The sequence below is a fragment of the Microbacterium sp. gxy059 genome, assembly GCF_050958665.1.
Taxonomy (GTDB): Bacteria; Actinomycetota; Actinomycetes; order Actinomycetales; family Microbacteriaceae; genus Microbacterium.
Genome location: NZ_JAMXWT010000010.1, coordinates 17,398 through 40,529 on the forward strand (window position 1 = coordinate 17,398; position 23,132 = coordinate 40,529).

Annotated in this window: 23 protein-coding genes; 5 read left to right on the forward strand and 18 right to left on the reverse strand. The window is 72.0% G+C overall.

The genetic code is table 11. The features are described 5' to 3' along the window. Positions 1-19 precede the first annotated feature (19 nt). Genes NHL53_RS07630 through NHL53_RS07645 form a run of 4 tightly spaced genes read left to right on the forward strand, consistent with a single transcriptional unit; the run spans position 20 to position 3,804 of the window. Complete coding sequence (locus tag NHL53_RS07630) at positions 20-937, forward strand: ABC transporter ATP-binding protein (protein WP_433776258.1); 918 nt, start codon at positions 20-22, stop codon at positions 935-937. A 19-nt stretch (positions 938-956) separates the two neighbouring features. Further along, complete coding sequence (locus tag NHL53_RS07635; RefSeq protein WP_433776259.1) at positions 957-1,811, forward strand: ABC transporter permease subunit; 855 nt, start codon at positions 957-959, stop codon at positions 1,809-1,811. Between the two features lie 11 nt (positions 1,812-1,822). After that, a complete protein-coding gene (locus NHL53_RS07640; RefSeq protein WP_433776260.1) occupies positions 1,823-3,109 on the forward strand; it encodes a sensor histidine kinase in 1,287 nt (428 codons plus the stop codon). A 29-nt stretch (positions 3,110-3,138) separates the two neighbouring features. Further along, entirely contained in the window at positions 3,139-3,804 is a 666-nt protein-coding gene (locus NHL53_RS07645) for a response regulator transcription factor (RefSeq protein WP_433776261.1), read from the forward strand. Between the two features lie 10 nt (positions 3,805-3,814). On the opposite strand, the gene miaA is transcribed toward NHL53_RS07645, so the two are convergent. The 13 genes from miaA to NHL53_RS07710 form a co-directional block, all read right to left on the reverse strand. Beyond that, on the reverse strand, positions 3,815-4,741 hold the full coding sequence (miaA, locus tag NHL53_RS07650) for a tRNA (adenosine(37)-N6)-dimethylallyltransferase MiaA (RefSeq protein WP_433776262.1): 927 nt from the start codon (positions 4,739-4,741) through the stop codon (positions 3,815-3,817). Continuing rightward, the gene (gene miaB / locus NHL53_RS07655) at positions 4,738-6,282 is read right to left on the reverse strand and encodes a tRNA (N6-isopentenyl adenosine(37)-C2)-methylthiotransferase MiaB (RefSeq protein ID WP_433776263.1); all 1,545 of its coding nucleotides are present in this window, start codon (positions 6,280-6,282) and stop codon (positions 4,738-4,740) included. The genes miaA and miaB overlap by 4 nt, the downstream gene beginning before the upstream one ends. 51 nt (positions 6,283-6,333) lie before the next feature. After that, complete coding sequence (locus tag NHL53_RS07660) at positions 6,334-7,059, reverse strand: regulatory protein RecX (protein ID WP_433776264.1); 726 nt, start codon at positions 7,057-7,059, stop codon at positions 6,334-6,336. 4 nt (positions 7,060-7,063) lie between these two features. Beyond that, positions 7,064-8,122 (reverse strand): recombinase RecA, encoded by a 1,059-nt coding sequence (gene recA / locus NHL53_RS07665; protein ID WP_433776265.1) that lies wholly within the window; start codon positions 8,120-8,122, stop codon positions 7,064-7,066. 266 nt (positions 8,123-8,388) lie between these two features. Continuing rightward, entirely contained in the window at positions 8,389-8,607 is a 219-nt protein-coding gene (locus tag NHL53_RS07670; protein ID WP_433776266.1) for a DUF3046 domain-containing protein, read from the reverse strand. A gap of 12 nt (positions 8,608-8,619) precedes the next feature. Then, a complete protein-coding gene (locus NHL53_RS07675) occupies positions 8,620-8,931 on the reverse strand; it encodes a helix-turn-helix domain-containing protein (RefSeq protein ID WP_433776267.1) in 312 nt (103 codons plus the stop codon). 133 nt (positions 8,932-9,064) lie between these two features. Next, positions 9,065-9,571, reverse strand: coding sequence for a CinA family protein (locus NHL53_RS07680; RefSeq protein ID WP_433776268.1), 507 nt, complete (start codon positions 9,569-9,571; stop codon positions 9,065-9,067). Next, positions 9,568-10,143, reverse strand: a complete 576-nt coding sequence (gene pgsA, locus NHL53_RS07685) for a CDP-diacylglycerol--glycerol-3-phosphate 3-phosphatidyltransferase (RefSeq protein WP_433776269.1) — start codon at positions 10,141-10,143, stop codon at positions 9,568-9,570. Before pgsA ends, NHL53_RS07680 begins: the two co-directional genes overlap by 4 nt. A gap of 24 nt (positions 10,144-10,167) precedes the next feature. Then, positions 10,168-13,002, reverse strand: coding sequence for a DNA translocase FtsK 4TM domain-containing protein (locus NHL53_RS07690; RefSeq protein ID WP_433776270.1), 2,835 nt, complete (start codon positions 13,000-13,002; stop codon positions 10,168-10,170). A gap of 95 nt (positions 13,003-13,097) precedes the next feature. Beyond that, positions 13,098-14,774 (reverse strand): ribonuclease J, encoded by a 1,677-nt coding sequence (locus NHL53_RS07695; protein WP_433776271.1) that lies wholly within the window; start codon positions 14,772-14,774, stop codon positions 13,098-13,100. 35 nt (positions 14,775-14,809) lie between these two features. After that, positions 14,810-15,787 (reverse strand): 4-hydroxy-tetrahydrodipicolinate synthase, encoded by a 978-nt coding sequence (gene dapA / locus NHL53_RS07700; protein WP_433776272.1) that lies wholly within the window; start codon positions 15,785-15,787, stop codon positions 14,810-14,812. A gap of 10 nt (positions 15,788-15,797) precedes the next feature. Next, positions 15,798-16,307, reverse strand: coding sequence for a dihydrofolate reductase (locus NHL53_RS07705; protein ID WP_433776273.1), 510 nt, complete (start codon positions 16,305-16,307; stop codon positions 15,798-15,800). 12 nt (positions 16,308-16,319) lie between these two features. Then, positions 16,320-17,126: a thymidylate synthase gene (locus NHL53_RS07710; protein WP_433776274.1), complete on the reverse strand. Its 807-nt coding sequence runs from the start codon at positions 17,124-17,126 to the stop codon at positions 16,320-16,322. Positions 17,127-17,224: 98 nt separating this feature from the next. Between NHL53_RS07710 and NHL53_RS07715 the strand changes: the two genes are divergently transcribed. Beyond that, on the forward strand, positions 17,225-17,647 hold the full coding sequence (locus NHL53_RS07715) for an OsmC family peroxiredoxin (RefSeq protein WP_433776275.1): 423 nt from the start codon (positions 17,225-17,227) through the stop codon (positions 17,645-17,647). Positions 17,648-17,701: 54 nt separating this feature from the next. On the opposite strand, the gene NHL53_RS07720 is transcribed toward NHL53_RS07715, so the two are convergent. The 5 genes from NHL53_RS07720 to NHL53_RS07740 all read right to left on the reverse strand — a co-directional run bounded on the left by NHL53_RS07720 (position 17,702) and on the right by NHL53_RS07740 (position 22,977). Further along, complete coding sequence (locus tag NHL53_RS07720) at positions 17,702-18,157, reverse strand: hypothetical protein (protein ID WP_433776276.1); 456 nt, start codon at positions 18,155-18,157, stop codon at positions 17,702-17,704. Further along, positions 18,157-18,888 carry a 4-hydroxy-tetrahydrodipicolinate reductase gene (gene dapB, locus NHL53_RS07725; RefSeq protein ID WP_433776277.1) on the reverse strand — a complete coding sequence of 244 codons (732 nt, stop codon included), beginning with the start codon at positions 18,886-18,888 and terminating at the stop codon, positions 18,157-18,159. Before dapB ends, NHL53_RS07720 begins: the two co-directional genes overlap by 1 nt. Positions 18,889-18,922: 34 nt before the next feature. Beyond that, positions 18,923-19,525, reverse strand: a complete 603-nt coding sequence (locus NHL53_RS07730) for a histidine phosphatase family protein (RefSeq protein WP_433776278.1) — start codon at positions 19,523-19,525, stop codon at positions 18,923-18,925. A 67-nt stretch (positions 19,526-19,592) separates the two neighbouring features. Next, a complete protein-coding gene (locus NHL53_RS07735; RefSeq protein ID WP_433776279.1) occupies positions 19,593-20,579 on the reverse strand; it encodes an aldo/keto reductase in 987 nt (328 codons plus the stop codon). 145 nt (positions 20,580-20,724) lie between these two features. Continuing rightward, complete coding sequence (locus tag NHL53_RS07740) at positions 20,725-22,977, reverse strand: polyribonucleotide nucleotidyltransferase (RefSeq protein WP_433776280.1); 2,253 nt, start codon at positions 22,975-22,977, stop codon at positions 20,725-20,727. Positions 22,978-23,132 lie beyond the last annotated feature (155 nt).

Here is a 23,132-nt window from a genome sequence, read left to right on the forward strand (position 1 = left end):
TGACCGGTGGGATGGAGACATGATCACCGCAGAGAACCTCACCAAGCGCTTCGGATCGCGCACCGCCGTCGACGACGTCTCCTTCTCCGTGCAGCCGGGGCGGGTCACGGGATTCCTGGGCCCGAACGGCGCCGGGAAGTCGACGACGATGCGGATGATCATGGGCCTCGACCGTCCGTCCTCCGGCCGGGCCACCGTGAACGGGCGTCCGTTCGCCGAGCACGCGGCCCCGCTGCGCCAGGCGGGCGCGCTGCTCGACGCGAAGGCGGCCCACCCGGGACGCACCGCCGAAGCGCACCTGCGCCTCATCGCCGCCACGAACGGCATCGACCGGCGCCGCGTCGACGAAGTCATCGCGCTCACCGGCATCGGCCAGGTGGCCGGGCGCCGCATCGGAGGATTCTCGCTCGGCATGCACCAGCGCCTCGGCATCGCCGCGACGATGCTCGGAGACCCGCAGGTGCTCATCTTCGACGAGCCCGTCAACGGGCTCGACCCCGAGGGCGTGCACTGGGTGCGCGGCTTCGCCCGCGCCCGCGCCGCCGAGGGACGCACCGTGTTCCTCTCGTCGCATCTCATGAGCGAGATGGCGCAGACCGCCGACCACATCATCGTCCTCGGACGCGGCCGGGTGCTCGCGGACGCCCCGCTCGCGGAGTTCCTCCGCGCCGCCGACCGGGACCTCACACGGGTGCGGGTGTCCGACGCGGACGTCCTCGCGCGCCGCATCGCCGCCGACGGCGTCCGCGTCACGCGGACCTCGGGGGAGGACCTCGAGATCGACGGGATCCCCGCCCACCGCATCGCCCGGGCGGCCGCGGAGGAGGGGCTCGACCTCTTCGAGCTCTCCCCCGTCGGCTCCTCCCTCGAGGAGGCCTACCTGGCCCTCACCGACGACGCCACCGAATACCGCAGCGACCAGGCCGCCGCGGCCTGACGAGGAAGGGCATCACCTCATGAGCACCGACACCGCCACCGCCGTCCCCTCCGCCCGCGAGCGCTCCTCCGCGACGGAGGGAGCCCGGATCACCTTCGGCTCCCTCGTCGCCGCCGAGCGCATCGGACTGTCCAGCCTGCGCGGCAACCGCGCGGCCCTCTTCATCGGCATCGCCCTCGTGATCCTCCCCTCCGCCGGTCTCTCCGTGCTCTACGGCACGGAGTTCCGGGGTCCGGACGGCGGAGCGGCGCTGCTCGAGTGGATGCCCTCCCCCGCGGAGCTGGCGCTGAACGGCTCGATCTTCGCCCTCGCGATCGCCGTGATCGTCGGCGCGGGCGCCTACGCGAAGGAGCATGCGACGGGCTCCCTGCGCACGCAGCTGGCCGCGGCGCCGCGACGGACGGGCGTGCTGGGGGCGAAGGCCCTCGTCGTCGGGGCGTCGCTCTTCGCCGGATCCCTCGTCGCCTTCGCGCTCGCGCTCGCCGCGTCGGCGGGCCTCTCCGCGCTGTTCGGCATGCCGATCGGGCTCGGCGACCCGTTCGCCGACGCCGTGCTCCCCGTCATCGGCACCGCGCTGTCCGTGTCGCTCGTGGGGGTGTTCTCGCTCGGGCTCGCCGCCCTGCTGCGCTCCGAGACCTGGACCGTCACGCTCGCGCTCGTCTTCCTCCTCGTCGCGCCCATGATCCTCGCGACCCTCCCCTGGGAGTGGGGCCCCGCGATCTCCGAGCTGCTGCTCGGATCCACCTCGCAGACGCTCGTCCAGACGCCGCTGGAGATCACCGGCGACCTGCTGCGGGACCTCGCGCTCACGATCGGCTGGGCCGCCGCGGCCTTCGTCGGCGGGGCGATCGCGATGAACCGCCGCGACGCGTAGGTTCTCTTCCCATGACGCTCTCGCCGGCGCCCGAGCTCGACCGCCCTCGTGCGGCGGTCCCGGGCCCCGCGGAGCTGGCCCTCCCCCGGCCCCCTGGCGTCATCCGCCGCTGGCTCGACGCGCACCCGCGCGGGGTCGACATCGCCCTCGCCGCGCTGACCGCGGTCGCGCCAGGTGCGCTCTTCCTCATCGTCTCGATCGCCGTCGACGACCCCTGGTCCCTTCCGCTCGCGCTCGCCTCGATCGTCGTCCTCGCCGCGCTGACCCTGCTGCGCCGGCGCCTGCCCACGACGTTCCTCGCGGTGGCCCTCGCCGTCTCGCTCCTGCCCGGCGCCGCGGGACCGGCGGGCGGCCTCTCCTCCTGGGTCGCGCTGTACACGCTGGGCGTGGTGACGACGGCGCGGCGCACCTGGATCGCGGGCGGCGTCAGCGCGGCCGTCTGGTTCGTCGACAGCTTCTTCGACATGGAGGGGGCCCTGGAGATCACGAGCCCCGTCGGGGCCGAGCCCCGCTGGTGGTGGCTCGCCCTGACCTCCCTCGTGACGGCTGTGTTCCTCGCCGCGCTGCCGACGCTCATCGGGCTCTGGGTCGGAGGGCGCCGCCGCTACGAGCGCGCCCTCATCGCCCGCGCGGAGGACCTCGCCCGCGAACGCGACCAGCGGGCGCGGCTCGCCGTCTCCGAGGAGCGCACGCGCATCGCCCGCGAGATGCACGACATCGTCTCGCACAGCCTCACCGTCATGATCACCCTCTCCGAGGGAGCCGCCGCCCAGGCGGAGACGGGGTCGGACCGCGCCCCGGACGCGATGCGCCGCGTCGCCGAGACGGGGCGCGAGTCGCTCGCCGAGATGCGGCGCCTGCTCGGCGTGCTGCGGGATCCCGCCGCCGACGTCGACCTGGCGCCGCTGCCCGGAGGTGCCGACCTCGACGGCCTCGTGGAGCGGTTCCGACAGGCGGGGATGCCCGTCGTGCGCCGGCACGAGGGAGCCCCGATCCCCGGCGGAGGGATCGCGCTGACGGTGTTCCGCATCGTCCAGGAGGGGCTCACGAACGTCCTGAGGCACGCGCCGGGATCGCGGCACGTCGTGGTCGCCACCCGCTGCGAGGGCGACCGCGTCGACATCGACATCGAGAACGGGATGACGCTCGACCCGGCGACGGCCCTCGACGGGCGCGGTCTCGTGGGCATCCGCGAGCGGGCCGCGCTGCACGGCGGATCCGTCCGCGCGGGCAGGGAGGGCGATCGCTGGGCCCTGCGCGTGCGGCTCGGCCCCGGCGACGAGGCTGCGGCAGGATGAGAGCGGACGCGTCGAGGGAGGGACACGGGATGACCGAGGACGAGATCCGCATCGCGCTCGTCGACGACCAGGAGCTCGTGCGGATGGGCCTGCGGATGATGCTCGAGGCGCAGGCCGACGTCGAGGTCGTCGCGGAGTGCGCGGACGGAGCGGAGGCCGTGGCGCGCGCCCGGCGCGGCGGGGTCGACGTGATGCTCATGGACGTGCGCATGCCGCGCCTGGACGGGATCCGCGCGACCGAGCTCATCACCAGCGCCGAGAACGGCCCCCGGGTGCTGGTGCTCACGACCTTCGATCTCGACGAGCACGCGTTCGCGGCGCTCCGCGCGGGCGCGAGCGGCTTCCTCCTGAAGGACGCCCGCCCGGCGGAGCTGCTGACCGCGATCCGCGCCGTGCACCGCGGCGATGCCGCGCTCTCGCCGCGCGTCGCCGCCCGGATGATCGAGGCCTTCGTCGAGACGCCCGCGCGCGGCGAGGCGACGGAGGATCCGCGGCTCGGGTCGCTCACTCCTCGCGAGCGCGAGATCCTCGTCGCGGTCGGCGAGGGGCTCACGAACGACGAGCTCGCCGCGCGCCTCGTCGTCTCCGTGTCGACCGTGAAGACCCACATCGGCCGGCTGCTGCAGAAGCTCGAGGCGCGGGACCGCGTGCAGCTCGTGATCCTCGCCCACGAGTGGGGCCTCGTCGGCCGCTGAGCGGCGCGCCTCAGGCGCCGGCGAGCGCGGAGGCGGCGGGCGCCCCGGCTTCGAGCCAGCGCATCTCCCGATAGCGTCGGAACCACGACACCTGCCGCCGCGCGTAGCGCCGGGTGAGCGCCTGCGTCTCGGCGATCGCCTCGTCGGCGGTCTTCTCGCCCGCGATCTGGGCGAGCGCCTGCGCGTAGCCGATCGCCCTGCTCGCCGTGCGCCCCCGTTCGAGGCCCTCCGCGCGGAGCCGCTCCGTCTCCTCGACGAGCCCCGCGGCCCACATCCGCTCGACCCGCGCGTCGAGGCGCTCGACGAGCCGAGCGCGCTCCAGGTGCAGGCCGATCAGGGTGGTCTCCGGCCGCCACAGGACGGGGCGGTCGGGCAGGGCGGCGCCGTGCCCCGCCTCGCCCTGGGTGAGCACCTCGAGCGCGCGGACGACGCGGCGCCCGTTCCGGGGATCGACGCGAGCTGCCGTCGCAGGATCGCGACGGCGCAGCTCCTCGAAGAGCGCGCCCGCGCCCTCTTCGTCGAGACGCGCCTCGAGCGCGGCGCGGAGCGCGTCGTCGCGAGGGGGGAAGCGGAAGTCGTAGACGACGCTCGAGACGTACAGCCCGGAGCCGCCGACGAGGATCGCGTGCGCCCCCGCGTCGAGGATCCCCTCGATGCGGGCGCGCGCCTCGACCTGGTACCGGGCGACGGCCGCCTCGTCGGTCACGTCGAGGACGTCGAAGAGGTGGTGCGGGATCCCTCGGCGCTCCGCGACCGGCACCTTCGCCGTCCCGATGTCCATGCCGCGGTACAGCTGCATCGCGTCGGCGTTGACGATCTCGGCGCGCCCGCCCCGCGCGGCGATCTCGTCGGCGAGGTCGAGAGACAGGTCGCTCTTCCCGGTCCCCGTGGCGCCGAGGACCGCCCACAGGCGGGGACGGGGCGCGCCGCCGGTCACGCGCCCGTGCGGATGACCGGCAGGCCGAGGCTGACCGCTCCCCCGCCGCTCGCGGCGCCCGTGGGGACGGCGCAGGAGTCGCTCTGCGCGCGATCCCACGCGTCGCCCGCGCGGGTGCGGCGGATGACGAGAGGCGCGCCGTCGGGGCTGTCGGCGAGGAGATGCGACGGGGCGGCGTGCGTCACCGTGACGGTGACGACGTCGCCGGGGCGAGGCGCGTCGGAACCCTCCGGCACCTCGAAGTGCACCAGGCGGTTGTCCTCGGCGCGGCCCGTGAGGCGATGGGTCTCGGCGTCCTTCTTGCCCTCGCCCGTCGAGACGAGCACCTCGAGGGTGCGGCCGAGCTGCTTCTCGTTCTCTTCGAGCGTGATGCGCTGCTGCAGGGCGATGAGCCGGTCGTAGCGCTCCTGCACGACCTCCTTGGGCACCTGGTTCGGCATCGTCGCCGCCGGGGTGCCCTCGCGGATCGAGTACTGGAACGTGAAGGCGCTGGAGAAGCGGGCCGCCTCGACGACGCGCAGCGTGTCCTCGAAGTCGTCGTCGGTCTCTCCGGGGAAGCCGACGATGATGTCGGTCGTGATCGCGGCGTGCGGGATGCGCTCGCGCACGCGGTCGAGGATGCCGAGGAACCGCTTCGAGCGATAGGAGCGGCGCATGTCCTTCAGGACGCGGTCGCTGCCCGACTGCAGCGGCATGTGCAGCTGCGGCATGACGTTCGGCGTCTCGGCCATCGCGTCGATGACGTCGTCGGTGAAGGCCGCGGGGTGGGGGCTCGTGAACCGCACCCGCTCGAGCCCGTCGATCTCGCCGCAGGCGCGCAGCAGCTTGCCGAACGCCTGGCGATCGCCGAACTCGACGCCGTAGGTGTTCACGTTCTGCCCGAGCAGCGTGACCTCGATCGCGCCGTCGTCGACCAGCAGGCGGATCTCCTCGAGGATGTCGCCGGGGCGGCGGTCCTTCTCCTTGCCGCGCAGGCTCGGGACGATGCAGAAGGTGCAGGTGTTGTTGCAGCCCACCGAGATCGACACCCAGCCGGAGAAGGACGAGTCGCGCTTGGTGGGCAGCGTGGAGGGGAACACCTCGAGCGACTCGAGGATCTCGAGCTCGGCCTCGCCGTTGTGGCGCGAGCGCTCGAGCAGCTGCGGAAGGGATCCCATGTTGTGCGTGCCGAAGACCACGTCGACCCAGGGAGCCTTCTCGACGACGGCTTCCTTGTCCATCTGGGCGAGGCAGCCGCCGACGGCGATCTGCATGCCCTCGCGGTCGGCCTTCTTCGACTTGAGGTGCCCCAGCGTGCCGTAGAGCTTGCCGGCGGCGTTCTCGCGCACCGCGCACGTGTTGATGATGACGACGTCGGCGTCGTCGCCGTCGGAGGCCCTCACGTAGCCCGCGCTCTCGAGCGACCCGGAGAGGCGCTCGGAGTCGTGCACGTTCATCTGGCACCCGAAGGTGCGCACCTCGTAGGACCGCGGGCGGCCGCCGGCGTCGAACGCGGCGGGCGAGGGGTCGATGACGGTGGGGGCGCTGGAGGGAGTGGTCATAGCGCGGATCATTCTACGGCGCGCCGCCTCACAGCAGTCTCAGCCCGCCGATCATTCGAAGCGCACGCCGCGCGCGCCGCCGCGGGCCTCGTCGAGCGCCTGGCGGGCCGCGGACATGGCGGCGTGCCCGCCGAAGCCGCGTCGGCCGAGCTGCCCGGTGAGACGGCGCAGCGCCGTCTGCTCGTCGTACCGGACGAGCGTGCGGGCCTTCGAGCGCGCGAACTCGAGCGCCCGCTCGGCGTCGTCGTCTGGCAGGTCGGCGATCGCGAGATCGATCGCCTCCCGCGAGACCTGGCGCTTCGCCAGGCTCTGCGCGATCGCGCGGCGCCCCTGCCCCTTGCGGCTCACCGCCGCATGGACGAGCTGCTCCGCGAGCCGATCGTCGTCGAGGGCGCCGATCTCGACGAGGCGGGCGATGATGTCGTCGGCCTCGTCGCGGGGGCACCCGTCTCGACGCAGACGCTCGCCCGCCTCGCGAACGGAGAGTCCGCGGCGAGCGAGCGAGGCGACGAGCCTCTGCTCCGCCTGGCGGGCGTCGACTTCGGGGTCGTCGACGTCGGCATCGCCGTGATCCGGCTCGCCCTCCCCCGCCTCGACGAAGCGCACGGCGGGATCGTCGAGCGCCCGGACCGGGGTGGCGGGGCGCTCGGCGCCCCGCCACGTGGTGTGCCAGTCGTCAGCCGCGTCGGATTCGGGCTCCGGCTTCTCCGGAGCCACGCCGCCGAAGAGCGGCACGACCGGGGCGAGCCGCTCCTCGGCGTCGTCGTGTGCGGACATCGGATCAGGCGGTGCGGCGCGCCGCGACCTCGTCGGCCGGAGCCTCGGCGTCGTCTGCACCCTCCGGCGCCGCGATGATGCCGAGCTTCACCTTGATCTTGTTCTCGATCTCGAGGGCGACGTCGTCGTTCTCGATGAGGAAGCGACGGGCGTTCTCCTTGCCCTGACCGAGCTGGTCGCCGTCATAGGTGTACCAGGAGCCCGACTTCTTGACGATGCCGTGCTCGACGCCGAAGTCGATGAGCGACCCCTCGCGCGAGATGCCCGTTCCGTAGAGGATGTCGAACTCGGCCTGCTTGAACGGCGGCGCCATCTTGTTCTTCACGACCTTGACGCGCGTGCGATTTCCGACGGCCTCGGATCCGTCCTTCATCGTCTCGATGCGACGGATGTCGAGGCGGACCGACGCGTAGAACTTGAGCGCCTTTCCACCCGCGGTCGTCTCGGGCGACCCGAAGAACACGCCGACCTTCTCGCGCAGCTGGTTGATGAAGATCGCCGTGGTCTTCGTCTGGTTGAGCCCGCCGGTGATCTTGCGCAGCGCCTGGGACATGAGCCGCGCCTGGAGACCCACGTGCGCGTCGCCCATCTCGCCCTCGATCTCGGCACGCGGCACCAGGGCCGCGACGGAGTCGATGACGACGAGATCGATCGCGCCCGACCGGATGAGCATGTCGGCGATCTCGAGCGCCTGCTCTCCCGTGTCGGGCTGGGACACGAGGAGCTGGTCGATGTCGACGCCCAGCTTGCGCGCGTACTCGGGATCGAGGGCGTGCTCGGCGTCGACGAAGGCCGCGATGCCGCCGGCCGCCTGGACGTTGGCGATCGCGTGGAGCGTGAGCGTCGTCTTACCCGACGACTCCGGGCCGTAGATCTCGACGACGCGCCCGCGCGGCAGCCCGCCGATGCCCAGCGCCACGTCGAGGGCGATGGAGCCCGTGGGGATGACCTCGACGGGCGCGCGCTCCTCGCTGCCGAGGCGCATCACCGTGCCCTTGCCGAACTGACGATCGATCTGCGCGAGCGCGGTCTCGAGGACCTTCTCGCGATCTGCTGCTGCCATGGTGTGCTCCTGAGGTGTCGAGTTCCGCCGCCCATAGGCTGTCGTGACCCGCCTCTGGGGGACGGATTCTTCGACAGGGCGCGTGGCCTGTGCGACCGCCTCTCACGTTACGGAGGGCCTCCGACAAACGAAGCCGGAGACGCCCGATCTGTGGAGAGGAACCGCGTCGCCACGTCTGTGGACAGAGCCTACGCCCCCTCGAACGCATCTTCGAATCCGACGCGCCGTCGGATCGAGGGAATCGAAGATGCGTCGCAGATCGTCGCTCAGTCGCGCGGATCCCGCAGCCCCACGCCGTACCGCGCCGACGCAGGCAGATCGGTCTCGTCGCAGAGCGCGCGCCAGATGTCGCGCGGCGGGACGCCCGCCTCCAGGGCGTCGGCGGCCGTGCGATCGATCCCGGGCAGCACGAGGTCGCTCACGATCCAGTTGGCGCGCGCGCCGAACTGCTGTTCGACGGCGCGCAGGAACTCGCTTCTCCTCATGCGGCTCGCGGCTCAGCGGAGGGACAGCTCGGGCTCGACCTCGGCGACGAGCTCGTCGGGCACCACGTCGGGGAACGCGCTGTCGATGCCCTCGAGGACGGCGATGCGGTTGCCGACCCGACGGAGCAACGCGGACAGCGGCACCTCGAGCGCCTCGGCCACGGCCGCGAGGATCTCGCTCGAGACCTCCTTCTGTCCGCGCTCCACTTCGCTCAGGTAGCCCAGCGCGACGCTCGCCCTGCTGGCGACCTGGCGGAGCGTCTTGCCCTTCTGCTGACGGACATCGCGAAGCACCTCGCCGATCTCTTGACGAATCAGGATCATGGCGGCCCCTCCCTTGCTTCGGTCCTGGAACACGTCACGACTGCGACGCGTGGTTACCAGGGTAAGGCCCGCGAGAACGCTCGCGGGTCATAAACGGCTGTCGTACAGAGATGCAACGGCGTCCTCCCCGGATCTATTCCGCGATGGCGTCGATCGCGAGCGCGATCGCGGCCCGCACCGAGGCGTCGCGGATCTCGGCGCGATCCCCGCCCAGCAGGTGGCGCTCCGCGCGCTCGCCCGCCGGCGTCGAGACCCCCACCCACACCGTGCCGACCGGCTGACCATCGGGCGAGGAGGGACCCGCGATCCCCGTCGTCGAGATGCCGACCTCGGCGGGCCGTCCGCCGAGGGTCAGCACGCGGCGCACGCCGAGCGCCATCTGCCTGGCGACCTCGGGGTGCACGGGCCCGTGCCGAGCCAGCAGGTCGGCGTCGACGCCGAGCACAGACGCCTTGATCGCCGTGTCGTAGGCGACGACTCCCCCGCGCATCGCGGCGGAGGCGCCAGGCACCTCGACGATGGCGCTCGAGACCAGACCGCCCGTGAGCGACTCGGCCGCGCCGACGGTCCAGCCGCGGTCCCGCAGGATCGCGAGCAGCTCGTCGGCGCGCGTCGGCTCGGGAGGCGCGGGCTCGCTCATCGCGCGGCCCGCGCGCCGCGCATCTGCGCGGCGACGTAGTCGACGCCGCTCGCCACGGTGAGGATCACGACGATCCACATCAGCACGGCCGTCACGGTCGTCCAGATGTCGCGGGGGATCAGCACGTCGAACGGGATCAGCGCCCACGAGAGCGCGACCCCCTGGAACGCCGTCTTGACCTTGCCCATCCACGCCGCCGAGACGTCGTGCGCGCGCCTGACCCGCAGGCGGTGCACCGTGATGCCCCATTCCCGGACGAGGATCACGATGACCATCCACCAGGCCACCTCGCCCAGCACGGCGAGCCCGACGAAGGCCGCGCCCGTGAGGAGCTTGTCGGCGATCGGATCCCACAGCTTGCCGAAGTCGCTCACGATCTCGTATCGGCGAGCGAGGTAGCCGTCGATCCAGTCGGTCGAGATCGCGAACACGAACAGCACGGCGGCGACCCAGCGGACGGCGCCGCTGTCGTCTCCGAACGGTCCGCCGACGATCAGCAGGACGAAGAAGACGACGGCGAGCGGGATCCGCGCGACGGTGATCGCGTTCGGGAGCTGCGGGTGGATGCCCATGGGGTCAGTCTCGCAGACGACGGCTCAGTCGTCGCGCCCCGTGAGCTGCCAGGCGTCTTCGCTCTCCGACTCGTCGACCGTGGGGAGGCCGGAGAACTGCGCCTCGATCGGGTCGTCGCCGTAGCGGTCGTCATCGATCGGCTCGGCGCGCTCCGCGCCTGCGCCCTGGCCGTCCGGAGTCGGCTCGGCCGGCGCCGCCGCGGCGGCCGGAGGCTCCTCGCCCTTGAGCCGCGCCAGCACGGCGGGCAGCTGGTCGGGCTGCACGAGCACGTCGCGCGCTTTCGACCCCTCCGACGGCCCCACGACCTCGCGGGACTCGAGGAGGTCCATGAGGCGCCCCGCCTTCGCGAAGCCGACGCGCAGCTTGCGCTGGAGCATCGACGTCGAGCCGAACTGGCTGGTGACGATGAGCTCCGCCGCGGCGAGGAGCACCTCGAGGTCGTCGCCGATGTCCTCGTCGATCTCCTTCTTCTTCGCGTCGAGCGCCTCGGCGACATCTGCCCGGTACTCGGGCCGCGCCTGGCCCGTGACGTGCTTGACCACCTGGTCGATCTCGTCCTCCGTGACCCACGCGCCCTGCAGGCGGAAGGGCTTGGAGGAGCCCATCGGGGAGAACAGCGCGTCTCCCTGGCCGATGAGCTTGTCGGCGCCCGGCCCGTCGAGGATGACGCGCGAGTCGGTCACGCTCGTGACGGCGAAGGCCAGGCGGGAGGGGACGTTGGCCTTGATGAGGCCCGTGACCACGTCGACCGAGGGGCGTTGGGTGGCGAGCACGAGGTGGATGCCCGACGCGCGCGCGAGCTGGGTGATGCGCACGATCGAGTCCTCGACGTCGCGCGGCGCGACCATCATGAGGTCGGCGAGCTCGTCGACCACGACGAGGAGATACGGATACGGCTTGAGCACGCGCTCGGAGCCGGGCGGCAGCTCGAGCTCGCCCGCCGTCACGGCGCGGTTGAAGTCGTCGATGTGGCGGAACCCGAACGACGCGAGGTCGTCGTACCGCATGTCCATCTCCTTCACGACCCACTGCAGGGCCTCAGCGGCCTTCTTCGGGTTCGTGATGATGGGGGTGATGAGGTGGGGCACGCCGGCGTAGTTGGTCAGCTCGACGCGCTTGGGGTCGACGAGGACCATGCGCACCTCGCTCGGCTTCGCGCGCATGAGCAGGCTCGTGATCATCGAGTTCACGAAGCTCGACTTGCCGGAGCCGGTGGATCCGGCGACGAGCAGGTGAGGCATCTTCGCGAGGTTGGCCACCACGAAGCCGCCCGAGACGTCCTTGCCGACGCCGATGGTGAGCGGGTGCGTGGACTTCTGGGCCGCCGCCGAGCGCAGCACGTCGCCGAGCGCGACCGTCTCGCGGTCGACGTTCGGGATCTCGATGCCGATCGCGCTCTTGCCGGGGATGGGCGCGAGGATGCGCACGTCGTTCGAGGCGACCGCGTAGGAGATGTTGCTCGACAGCTGCGTGATCTTCTCGACCTTGACGCCCGGCCCCAGCTCGACCTCGTACTGGGTCACGGTCGGCCCGCGCGAGAAGCCCGTGACCTTCGCGTCGACCTTGAACTGCTCGAAGACGCTCTCGATCTGCGCCACCATGCGCTCGTTGGTCTCGGACTTCACCACGGCGGGCGGGCCCGCCGCGAGGGTCGCGGGCGAGGGAAGCGAGTAGGGCGCCTCGGGGGGCTGCGGCCCCCTGGCGCCGGGACCGTCTGTGCCGAACCCGGAGAAGCCGCCGATCTCGTCGTCGCCCTCCCCGTCGCCATCGCCCATCAGCCCCGTGCGCATCTCGTCGAGGTCGCCCGTCGCGCGGAGCTGTCGGATGGCGGGATCGTCGAGCACCTCGGTGACCGCGTCGGAGGCCGGGGCCTCGCTCGTGACGACCGCCTGGTCGTACCCGCCGTCGCTCTGCTCTCCGAGGAGGTCGGTGAGCTCCTGCGGGTCGGTGACCGCGTCGACGTCCTCCTCGCGGCCGGAGGCGTTGCGCCGCCACCACGGCAGGTCGTCGTCGCCCTCGGCCGGGGCGTCGGGCTCGTCGGTCTGCGCGCCGCGCCTGCGCCCCCGCTTCTTCTTCGCGGGCTCCTCGTCGAGCACCTCGGTCGCCGCGTCGGGCGAGGCCTCGTCGCGCGCCGGCTCGGCGTCGAACATCCACGTGTAGAGGTCGCGGAACCGGCGGCCGATGCGGTTCGGCGGGGTCTTCGTGATGATGAGCAGGCTCAGCGCGACGAAGATGCCGAGCACGGCATATGCGCCGATGGGCGTGATGAGGAGCGCGAGCGGCTCGCCCGCCAGCCAGCCGAAGAGGCCTCCGGACGCGCTCAGCGCCGGCATGCCCTCCGACGGCGAGGGGCGCGATCCGTCTGGCCCCGGGATCGCCACGTGGCAGATGCCCGCGACCGAGATCGTGAACAGCGCGAAGCCGATGCCCACGCGTCCGTTGTCGTGGACGGACGACGGGTGCCGGAAGAGCCACCCGGCGAGGAGCAGCAGCAGGACCGGGAAGACGAACGCCAGGCGGCCGATGAAGAGGCCGAAGGAGAAGGCGCTGATCGTCTGAGCGACCTCGTTCCCGACGAAGAACCACTCGACCACCGCCCCCGCGATCGCGAGGAGGACGAGCAGGGTCGGGAACCCGTCGCGCCTGTCGCTCCTGTCGAGCGTCTCGGGGCCGAATGCGCGGAAGACGCCGCCCGTCGCGCGGGCGATGCCGTTCCACATGCGGACGGGCACGGACGGGCGCTCGACGTCGTCGATGTGCTTCTTGGGTGCGGGCGCGGAGCGGCCCGACGACCCCTTCGAGGAGGCGCCGCGGCCGGACTGCCCGTTCTTCTTGGGCGCGGTGGACGAGCGTGCCATGGATCCCACGGTACGCCGCCCCTCCGACAAACGACCGCAGGACGCGCTCGGCCCCGGCGTTCTCGCGGGAGAGCGCCGGGGCCGAGCGGGAGAGGTCAGGCCTCGATGACGACCGGGACGATCATCGGCCGGCGGCGCAGCCGCTGGCTCACCCAGCGTCCGATCGTGCGGCGCACCGTCTGCTGGAGCGCGTGGTTGTCGCGCACGCCCTTCTGCGCGGCCTCCTCGAGCGCCTGGACGATCTTCGGCTTGACCTTGTCGAAGACCCGGTCGTCCTCGGCGATGCCGCGCGCCTGGATCTCGGGCCCCGAGATGATGCGCCCGCTCTGGGAGTCGACGACGACGATGACCGAGACGAAGCCCTCCTCGCCGAGCACCCGGCGGTCCTTCAGATCGGCGTCGGTGATGGCGCCGACGCTCGAGCCGTCGACGTAGACGAAGCCGAGGTCGAGCTGCCCCGAGACCCACGCCTCGCCGTCGCGGAGATCGACCGACGTGCCGTTCTCGGCGATGATCGTGTTCTCCTCCGCGATGCCGGTCTGCTGCGCGAGCTTCGCGCTGGCCGTGAGGTGGCGGTACTCGCCGTGCACGGGCATCACGTTCTTCGGCTGGAGGATGTTGTAGCAGTACAGCAGCTCGCCCGCCGCGGCGTGCCCCGAGACGTGCACCTTCGCGTTGGCCTTGTGCACGACGTTGGCGCCGAGCTTCGTGAGGCCGTCGATGACGCGGTAGACGGCGTTCTCGTTGCCGGGGATGAGGCTCGACGCGAGGATCACCGTGTCGCCCTCGCCCGGCTCGATGGCGTGGTCGAGGTTGGCCATGCGGCTCAGCACCGCCATCGGCTCGCCCTGGGATCCCGTCGACATGTAGACGATCTCGCCGTCGGGGATGTCGCCCGACTTCTTGTAGTCGACGAGCGCGCCCTCCGGCACCTCGAGGTAGCCCAGCTGCTGGGCGATCGTCATGTTGCGCACCATCGAGCGGCCGAGCAGCGCGACGCGGCGGCCGTTGGCGTGCGCCGCGTCGATGACCTGCTGCACGCGGTGCACGTGGCTCGAGAAGCTCGCGACGATGACGCGGCCCGTCGTCTGCGCCATGACCTGCTCGATGACCGGGCCGATCTGCCGCTCCGTCGGCGTGAAGCCCGGCACGTCGGCGTTGGTCGAGTCGGGCAGGAACAGGTCGATGCCCTCCTCGCCGAGGCGCGCGAACGCGCGCAGGTCGGTGAGGCGCCCGTCGAGGGGCAGCTGATCCATCTTGAAGTCGCCCGTGTGCAGCACGAGACCCGCCTCGGTGCGGATCGCGACCGCGAGCGCATCGGGGATCGAGTGGTTCACCGCGACGAACTCGAGGTCGAAGGGGCCGACCGGCAGGCGGTCGCCCTCGCGCACGACGTGCGAGCGCGGGGTGAGGCGGTGCTCCTTGAGCTTCGCCGCCGTGAGGGCGAGCGTGAGCTTGGATCCGTAGATCGGGATGTCCTCGCGCAGGCGCAGGAGGTACGGCACGGCGCCGATGTGATCCTCGTGGCCGTGGGTCAGCACGAGCCCGACGATGTCGTCGAGACGGCCCTTCAGGGGCTCCATGTCGGCGAGGATGAGGTCGACGCCCGGCTGGTGCTCCTCCGGGAAGAGCACGCCGCAGTCGACGATGAGGATCTTGCCCTCGAACTCGTACATGGCCATGTTGCGGCCGACCTCGCCGAGGCCGCCGAGGGGCGTCACGCGCAGGGTGCCGGGATCGAGCGGGGGCGGATCGAAGACAGGAGTGGACATTGTGCCTTTCCGCGCGTCACGCGCAGGGTGTGTCGTCACCGAGTGGTGCCAGGCACCTTCGGCAGCGCGCCGCCCGCGGCCGCATTGCGGTCGGGGCGGAAGTTCGAGAAGTCCACACCGTCGACGTCCGAGACGAGCGCCAGCTCGTCTTCGATGATCGCGGCCTCCCACTCCTCCGGCCCCACGAGCGGCAGGCGCACGCGCGGGCTGGAGATGCGGCCGAGGCCGTGGAGGACGTACTTGGTGGAGACCGTTCCCGGCACGTGCGTCATGAGCGCGCGCACCAGGGGCTCGAGCTTCCTGTGCTGCTCGGTGGCGGTTGCGAGGTCGCCGCGGTTGACCGCGTCGACGATGGTTCGGTAGGGGCCGGCGGCGATGTTCGCCGTGACGCCGATGAGGCCCGAGGCGCCGATGGCCAGCTCGGGCAGGACGTTCGCGTCGTCGCCCGAGAAGTACAGCAGGTCGGTCTGGTTGAGCACGCGGCTGACCTCGCTGAGGTCGCCCTTCGCGTCCTTGACCGCGAGGATGTTGGGGTGCTTCGCGAGGCGCAGGATCGTCTCGTAGCGGATCGGGACGCCCGTGCGCCCCGGGATGTCGTAGAGGATGACCGGCAGATCGGTCGAGTCGGCGATGAGCCGGAAGTGGGTGAGGATGCCCGCCTGGGTGGGCTTGTTGTAGTACGGCGTGACGATCATGATGCCGTCGGCGCCCGCCTTCTCGCTCTTCTGGTAGAGGTCGATGGCGTGGGCGGTCTCGTTCGATCCGCCGCCCGTGATGATCTTGGCGCGGCCGTCGGAGACGCTCTTGCCCACCTCGACGAGGCGGAGCTTCTCGGCGTCGGTGAGCGTCGAGGTCTCGCCCGTCGTGCCCGTGACCACGATCCCGTCCGCGCCGGACGCGATGACCGAGTCGATGTGCTTCTCCGTCGCGTCCCAGTCGACCTCGCCGTCGGCCGTCATCGGGGTGACGAGCGCGACGAGTACCTGTCCGAACGGGTTGGCTGAGGCGGTCATGCCCTCCAGGTTATCCCTTGCGGACGAAAGCGAGGAAACGGTAGCGCGTGCCGGAGGCGCTCGTGAGCCACTCCCCCGTCCGCTCGGGGAGCGCCCGCGCCCGCTCCCATTCGTCGCCGAAGGCGGGCGCGTGGGCGTCGCCGTCGACGTCCGAGTCGATCTCCGTGACCCACAGCTCGTCGACGATGCCCATCGCCTGCGCGTAGATCTCGCCGCCGCCGATGATCCACACCTCGTCGTCGATCTCCTGCGCGCGGCGCACGCCCTCCTCGAGCGACGAGACGACCTCCGCGCCCGGCGCCTCGTAGCCCTCCTGCCGCGTCACCACGATGTTCGAGCGGCCGGGCAGGGGGCGGAAGCGGTCGGGGAACGACTCCCACGTGCGCCGCCCCATCACGACGGGCTGACCGTCGGTCGCTCGCTTGAAGAACGCGGTGTCCTCCGGCACGTGCCACAGCATCGCGCCGTCGGCGCCGATGGCTCGGGTGCGCGACTGCGCCCAGATCGATCGGATGACCATGCTCTCGCTCCCTCAGACCGCGACGGCCCCGCGGATGGCGGGGTGGTGCTGATACCCGACGACCTCGAAGTCCTCGTAGACGTAGTCGAAGATGCTCTCGGCGCGCCGGATCCGCAGCTCCGGATACGGGTACGGATCCCGCGAGAGCTGCTCGGCGACCTGGTCGCGGTGGTTGTCGTAGATGTGGCAGTCGCCGCCCGTCCACACGAACTCGCCCGGCTCGAGGCCCGCCTGCTGTGCCATCATCATCGTCAGCATCGCGTAGCTCGCGATGTTGAACGGGACGCCGAGGAACAGGTCGGCGCTGCGCTGGTAGAGCTGGCAGCTGAGCCTCCCGTCGGCGACGTAGAACTGGAACATCGCGTGGCAGGGCGGCAGCGCCATGTCGGGCACCTCGGCGGGGTTCCACGCTGTCACGATCATGCGGCGGGAGTCGGGGGTCTCCCGGATCTGGCGCATGACCTCGGCGATCTGATCGATGTGGCCGCCGTCCGGCGTCGGCCAGGAGCGCCACTGCACGCCGTAGACCGGGCCGAGGTCGCCGTTCTCGTCGGCCCACTCGTCCCAGATCGTCACGCCCCGCTCCTGCAGCCAGCGGACGTTCGAGTCGCCGCGGAGGAACCACAGCAGCTCGAGGGCGATCGAGCGGAAGTGCACCCGCTTGGTGGTGATGAGCGGGAAGCCCTCGGACAGGTCGTAGCGCAGCTGCCGTCCGAAGACGCTCGACGTGCCCGTGCCCGTGCGATCGGACTTGCGCGCGCCGTTCGCGAGCACGTCGCGCAGGAGGTCCTCGTAGGGGGTCGGGATCGCGTCCGTCATGTCTCCAGCGTATGCGCTTCCTGCGAACGGTTCCCCCTCTCCGCGCCGACGGATAGGCTGAGCGCGAAACCGCTTCCCCGACCCGCGAGGAGTCTCATATGTCCGTCACCAGCGAAGCAACGACCACCTGGCAGGGATCGCTCGTCGAGGGTTCCGGCTCCGTCGCCCCCGCATCGGGCATCGGGACCTTCCCCGTCGACTGGAAGTCGCGCAGCGAGGGCGGGGAGTCGACGACGACCCCCGAGGAGCTCATCGCCGCGGCCCACTCGTCGTGCTTCTCGATGGCGCTCTCGAACGCGCTCGCCCAGGCGGGAACGCCCGCCGAGTCGATCCGCACGACCGCCTCCGTCACGTTCGTGCCCGGCACCGGCGTGACCGGCAGCCACCTCAACGTGTCGGCTGTCGTGCCCGGCCTCGGCGACGAGCAGTTCGCGGAGCTCGCCGAGGGCGCGAAGACCGGCTGCCCGATCTCCCAGGCGCTCGCCGGCGTCGAGATCACCCTCGAGGCGACGCTCGGCTGAGCCGCGAGATGCGAGAGGGGCGGATCCGATGCCGGATCCGCCCCTCTCGCCGTCTCAGCCCGCCGTCTTCTCGAGGCGGATCGCCGTGCGAGCCGCCTCGCGCGCGCGGCGCCGATCGCCCGCCGCGTCGTAGACGACGCTGAGGCGGAACCAGGCCCGCCAGTCGTCGGGCTCCGTCTCGACGGCCTCGCGGTAGGAGGGGAACAGGGCGTCGGCGTCGGCGCGCGCGACGCGCCCCGACGGCGTGAGCCGCACGTCCTCCGACGGGAGGAGTCCCTCCTCCCCGAGGCGCTTCGCGAGGCGGTCGGCCCGCCATCCGAACCACAGCTCGCGGCCGAGCGCCCACACGCCGATCGCGGGGAGGACCAGCATCGCGACGCCCATGACGACCGGAATCGGCTGGCCGAGGTCGATCCCCGCCGTGAGCAGCGCGACCGCCCGACCGCCCGCGAGCCAGATGTAGAGCGCGAGGAGCACGGCCATGAGGGCCACGCCGATGCGTGCGCCCATCAGGCGCCGAGCCGCAGGTCGACGAACCGCTCGAGCCCCACGACGACGCCCTCCGCCCGGAGAGCCGCGTCGAGCGCGACCAGGATGCCCGGCGCGTAGGCCGCCGCCGGGTCGGACGTGTCGTGCTGGATGACGATGGTCTCGCCCGGCCCCGAGAGGATCGTCTGCTGCTGGGCGATGACGCCCGGCCGGCGGAGCGAGTGCACGGGCACCTGCGCGACCTGCTCGCCGCGCGCGCGCTGATCGGCGTGCGGCGCGCTGACGGGTTCGTCCCGCGCCGCGGCGATCAGCTCGGCGGTGCGCACCGCCGTGCCGCTCGGGGAGTCGACCTTCGTGTCGCGATGGGCCTCGACGATCTCCGCGAACGGGAACAGCGGGGCGGCCGCGGCGGCCAGGGCGGTCGCGACGACGGACCCGAGGGAGAAGTTGGGGATGATGACGACCCCCGTCCCCGCCGCCTCGACGGCGGGGCGGATCTCGGCGATGCGCTCCTCGGACCAGCCGCTCGTGCCGACGAGCGCGGGCATGCCCCGGTCGATCGCGGCGCGCACGACGTCGCCGCTCACGGCAGGGTGGGAGGCGTCGACGACGAGGTCGGCTCCCGCGATCTCGTCCAGGGAGCTGCGGGAGGTGAGCACCGCGGTCGTCTCGAAGCCGTCGGCCTCGTCGATCACCCCGCGGATGATGCGTCCGAGCTTTCCCGTTCCGCCGACCAGCGCCACGTTCGTCATGGATCCATCCTAGGATCCGCGAGGCGGACGGCCGTCACACGGGCGGGATCTCGGGGAGCCCCGTGCGCAGCTCGAACGGCAGATGCGCGACGTCGTTGTGGCTGACGAGGGTCCAGGGCCGCCCCGGCTTCTGGGCGAGCACCGTCAGCCCGCAGTTCGCCTGGTTGAGCGTCATCCACCGCCACTCGGCCGCGCCGAGGACCTCGCGCACGAACCAGGCGATCACGAAGTTGTGGGTGATGAGCAGCTCGTGCACGTCGCCCTGCTTGCGCACGAGGAACTCGGAGACCGCGTCGGCCATCTGCGCCGACCCCGCCTCGATCTCCGCGTCGCTGATGCCGCCGAAGAACGGCTCGAAGACCGCGGGCGTCTCCTCGGTCATGCCCATCGGGACGCAGTCGAACAGCAGCGCGTGCGGCTGGGGGTCGATGGCGGGCATCCGCTCCGAGAGGATCCGCGCGGTCTCGGCCGCGCGGACGAGGGGCGAGTGCCACACGGCGTCGAGCGGGACGCCCGAGAGGCGGTCGGCGAGGTGGCCGGCCTGGCGGATGCCCCGGGCGGAGAGCGGGCCGTCTTCGAGTCCGTGCTCGGCGTCCTGGTGCTCGCCGTGGCGGACGAGGTAGATGTAGTGCGTCACAGCCGTTCGATTCGTCGCGGTCCGTCGGGGCGCGAGGTCGCGGATGAGGCGCCGTCGCCCCTGCAGTCTACCGTCCGAGGTCGTCGAGATGCCGGGGAGAGAGCGATGCCGTCGCGCCGCGGACGATCTCGTCGACCTGCGGCGGCGTCGCCGCCGCGACCATCGGCGCGGCGACCCCGCGCTGCGCCCGCACCCACGCGAGCGCCACGGCGGCCTGCGGCAGGCCGGTCTCGAGCGACACCTGCTCGAGCTGGCGGAGGATGCGCCGCCCGCGCCGGGTGAACAGGCGAGCCACCTGCGCGGCGCGACCGTGCCGAGCACGGTGGGGGCGCGTGCGGTGCGGGCCGGTGAGGAAGCCGTGCCCCAGCGGCCGGGAGGAGGAGATCGCGAGATCCTGCAGCGCCGCGATCGTCGCGAGGCCGCTGCTCTCGAAGGGATCGCGCTCGACGAGGCTGTACGGCGCGTCGACCACGTCGACGCGCGGATACCCGGCGGACGCGAGCACCCTGGCCTCGATGAGCCGGACCGCGGGGACGCCGCGCAGGCCCAGCGCGCCGACCAGGCCCGACGCGAGGAGGGGCTCGGCCTCGGCGAGCGCGGGCTCGAGCCCGCGGTCCGCGCGCGGGGCGAGGAAGAGCACGTCGATGCGGTCGGCGCCCAGCACCCCGAGCGCGCGCTTCACCGCGCGGTCGATCGTTCCCGGCGCGTCGTCGTCCGGCGCCGAGACCCGCGCCGAGAGCACCAGGTCGTCGCGCAGCCGGCGCGAGCGCATCCAGGCGCCGATGACGCCCGCCTCCTCGAGTCCCGTCGCGACGAGCGCGTTGCCCCCGAGCTCGACGTAGCGGTCGAGCACCTCGTGCGCGGCGCGCGCACCGAGGCCGGGCCCGAAATCGGTGCCCGTCAGCATCACGGGGAAGACGCTCCTCCCCGTGCGCCCGAGCGTCACCCGCGGCTCCTCGCGACCCGCGGCCGGGACGACGGAAGGGCCGCCCTGCCGTTCGGGCGCGCGCTCCTCGGCGCGGGCGGGCGCCGGCGGGGCGTCCGCGGTCTGCATGTCGGATTCCATCTCTCCCCCGCCGCCCATTGTGGCCCCGCCTCCGCCCGCGACGCGGATGCCGACCTCACGATCCGGTCACGATCACGGCGAGGGGCCCGGAGGATCCAGCGGATCCTCCGGGCCCCTCGCACGCGGGAGCGGGTCAGCCCTCGACGACGGCCTCCTCGGCCGATGCCTCGTCCTCCTGGACGAGCTCGAGCGACAGCTTGCCGCGGTCGTCGACCTTCGAGATCCGCACGAGCAGCTTCTGGCCGACCGAGACGACGTCCTCGATGCTCTCTACGCGCTTTCCGCCGTTGAGCTTGCGGAGCTCGGTGACGTGCAGCAGTCCGTCCTTGCCGGGCAGCAGCGAGACGAACACGCCGAACTTGGCGATGTTGACCGCCGTGCCCAGGTACTGCTCGCCGACCTCGGGGTTGGTCGGGTTGGCGATCGCGTTGACCTGCGCGCGCGCCGCGTCGGCCGCGGGGCCGTCGGTCGCGCCGATGTACACCGTGCCGTCGTCCTCGATCGAGATCGTGGCGCCGGTCTCGTCCTGGATGCCGTTGATCGTCTTGCCCTTCGGGCCGATCAGCTCGCCGATCTTGTCGACGGGGATCTGCACGCTGATGACGCGCGGCGCGGTGGGCGCCATCTCGTCGGGCGCGTCGATCGCGGCGTTCAGCACCTCGAGGATGCGCAGGCGCGCGTCCTTGGCCTGCGTGAGCGCGGCGGCGAGCACCTCGGAGGGGATGCCGTCGAGCTTCGTGTCGAGCTGCAGGGCCGTGACGAACTCGCTCGTGCCTGCGACCTTGAAGTCCATGTCGCCGAGCGCGTCCTCGGCGCCGAGGATGTCGGTGAGGGCCGCGTAGCGGGTCTCGCCGTCGACGTCCTCGGACACGAGGCCCATCGCGATGCCCGCGACGGGGGCGCGCAGCGGCACGCCGGCGTTCAGGAGCGACAGCGTCGACGCGCACACCGAGCCCATCGAGGTCGATCCGTTCGACCCGAGCGCCTCGGAGACCTGGCGGATCGCGTAGGGGAACTCCTCGCGGCTCGGCAGCACCGGCACGAGCGCGCGCTCGGCCAGGAAGCCGTGGCCGATCTCGCGGCGCTTCGGGCTGCCGACGCGGCCCGTCTCGCCCGTCGAGTAGGGCGGGAAGTTGTAGTGGTGCATGTACCGCTTGCTCGTCGTGGGCGACAGCGAGTCGATCTGCTGCTCCATCTTGAGCATGTTGAGCGTCGTGACGCCCATGATCTGCGTCTCGCCGCGCTGGAAGATCGCGGATCCGTGCACGCGCGGGATGACCTGCACCTCGGCGTCGAGCGGGCGGATGTCGGCGAGGCCGCGGCCGTCGATGCGCGCGCCCTCCGTGAGGATGCGGCCGCGGACGACCTCCTTGGTCACCGCCTTGTAGGCGCCGGAGACCTCGCCGAGCGACGACTCGGGCAGCTCGCCCGCCTCGACCTTCGCGGCGACCTCGTCCTTGACGCGGGCCTTGAGGGCGTCGTCGGCGCTCTGGCGCTCCTGCTTGTCGGCGATCTGGTAGATGCCGCGGAGCTCCTCGAGGGCGCTGTCGCGGACGACCGAGAAGGTCTCGTCGGCGTACGGCGGGAAGACGGGGAACTCGAGCGGAGCCCGCGTCGAGGCCTTCGCCATCTCGGCCTGCGCCTCGACGAGCTGCTTGATGAAGGGCTTCGCGGCCTCGAGGCCGCCGGCGACGATCTCCTCGTTCGGCTTCGTCGCGCCGCCGCGGATGAGGTTCCAGCTGCCCTCGGTCGCCTCGGCCTCGACCATCATGATCGCGACGTCGCCGTTCTCGAGCACGCGGCCCGCGACCGTGAGGTCGAAGACGGCCTCGCCGATCTGCTCGGCGTTGGGGAACGCGACCCACTGGTCGTCGTTCTGGCCCATGCCGGGGATGAGCGCCAGGCGGACGCCGGCGATCGGACCGGAGAAGGGCAGACCCGAGATCTGGGTCGACGCCGACGCGGCGTTGATCGCGAGCGCGTCGTAGAACTCGCCGGGCGCGATCGAGAGCACCGTGACGACGATCTGCACCTCGTTGCGCAGGCCGTCGACGAACGACGGGCGCAGGGGGCGGTCGATGAGGCGGCAGACGAGGATCGCCTCGGTCGACGGGCGGCCCTCGCGGCGGAAGAACGAGCCGGGGATCTTGCCCGCCGCGTACGAGCGCTCCTCGACGTCGACCGTCAGCGGGAAGAAGTCGAAGCCCTCGCGGGGGTGCTTGCCGGCGCTCGTCGCCGAGAGGAGCATCGTCTCCTCGTCGAGGTACGCGGCGACCGCGCCCTGCGCCTGCTGCGCGAGGCGACCGGTCTCGAAGCGGATCGTGCGGGTGCCGAAGCGGCCGTTGTCGAGAACGGCTTCGGCTGCGGTGATTTCAGGACCTTCCAAGAGGCCTCTCCTTCGTTCGAGCCCGCGCGGGACGCGGGCGTACGAGAGGAGCAGGAGCGAGGAGTGTCGTGCTGGCCACCAGGAGAGAGCCACCGGACGCCCGCCCGGGAGATCACTTCTAGGGACCAGCTCCTGCGAGCCTGCTCCGCGAGTGT